Source organism: Pseudokineococcus marinus (assembly GCF_013004605.1).
GTDB classification, from domain to species: Bacteria; Actinomycetota; Actinomycetes; order Actinomycetales; family Quadrisphaeraceae; genus Pseudokineococcus; species Pseudokineococcus marinus.
In genome coordinates, this window is sequence record NZ_JABEMA010000511.1 from 1 (window position 1) to 1415 (window position 1415).

Sequence of the window (1415 nt, forward strand, 5' to 3'; positions counted from 1 at the left end):
GCCCGTCCCGCCGGAGGAGAGCGCCGGCGCGCGCGACCGGCCCGCCGACCGCGCCGACCAGGACCTGCGAGCCGACCACGACGAGCGTGCCGACCGCGACGAGGAGCACCGATGAGCCGCCCGCAGCACCGCCCGGTCGACCGCCCCGGGCGCCGACCCTCGCGCGCGGTCCGGGCGTGCGCGGCCGTGCTCCTCGCCGGCCTCGCCGCGGGCTGCGCATCGGAGCAGCCGCTGCCCCCGCCGCGGCCCCAGGAGGTCGGCGCGCCGGTGCCCGCCGTCGACGCCGAGCAGCTGGAGCAGGTCCACGCCGACGTCGCGGAGACCGTGGCGGCCGCCGACGCCGCTCGCGACGCGACGCTCCTCGACCCCCTGGTCACCGGCGTGGCGGCCGAGGTGCGGGCGGCGCGGTACCGGCTCCAGGAGCTGGTGCCCGACGCCCCGGCCCCGGTGCCGGTCGAGGCCGACGCCCTGCGCGACGTCGTCCCCGCCGTCGGCGTCCCCGGGGCGGAGGAGGGCGAGGCGCCCGACCGCGCGCCGTCCCCCGCGGACGCCGCGGCGACCTTCCCGCGCACGTGGGCGACGATCACGGGCCCGCAGGCGCAGCCCCAGCTCGCCGTCCTCGTCCAGGAGGACGTCCGCAGCCCCTACCGCGTCGTCACGACCACGGGGCTGCTGCCCGGCGCCGTCGTGCCGCCCGTCGCCACCGCGGAGCAGGGGGCCCCGCCGGTGGACCCGACGTCCGCGGAGGGGCTCGTCCTCAGCCCGCAGGACGCCGTCGCGCGCTACGCCGAGGCGCTGTCGGCCGGGGACCCCGCCGCGCCGGCCGACGGGTCCGCCGACGAGGGGGCGACCGACGAGGGGGCGACCGACGAGGGGGCCACCGACGAGGGGGCCGACCAGCCCGGCGCCGAGCAGCAGGGCCCCGGTCTCGACGTCGTCGCCGACGACGCCTTCCGGGCCGAGGTGCGCGCCGAGCGGGCGGAGGCCGACGCGGTGGACTTCTTCGCGCTCGAGACCACCCGCACGCCCCGGCCGGACGCCGTCCGCGCCGTGGCCACGGCCGACGGCGGGGCCCTCGTCGTCGGGGTCCTCGACAGCAGCGCCGTGCAGGTGGTCGAGGAGGAGGGCGCCGTGCTCCAGCTGCCGGAGACCGTGGCGGCGCTCGCCGGCCGCGACGACGCGCCCGAGCGCCTGGAGCAGAAGTGGGTCGAGGTCGTCGCGCTGGTCGTCCCGACGGCGGACGAGCCCGGTCCCGTGCGCGCCGTGGGCGCCGACCGGGTCCTCGTGGAGGCCACCGCCTCCTGACGCGAGGGGTGGGCGCGGCGCCCGCGTGGCAGCATGCGGGGCCGTGCCCGCCGGCGCCCCCACGGAGCGCCGCCGCCCGGACCGTGCGGGCGAGGGCCCGCGCCGCCGCC

General features: G+C 81.3%; 1 protein-coding gene. It reads left to right on the top strand.

Features of this window, described 5'->3' with window-relative positions; genetic code table 11:
• The first annotated feature begins 111 nt into the window (after positions 1–111).
• A complete protein-coding gene (locus HLB09_RS17085) occupies positions 112–1305 on the top strand; it encodes a hypothetical protein (RefSeq protein ID WP_171204485.1) in 1194 nt (397 codons plus the stop codon).
• The last annotated feature ends 110 nt before the right edge of the window (positions 1306–1415 follow it).

Excerpts from the sequence above, each read along its gene's own strand:
- HLB09_RS17085 (WP_171204485.1), top strand. The coding sequence starts at position 112 with ATGAGCCGCCCGCAGCACCGCCCGGTCGACCGCCCCGGGCGCCGACCC.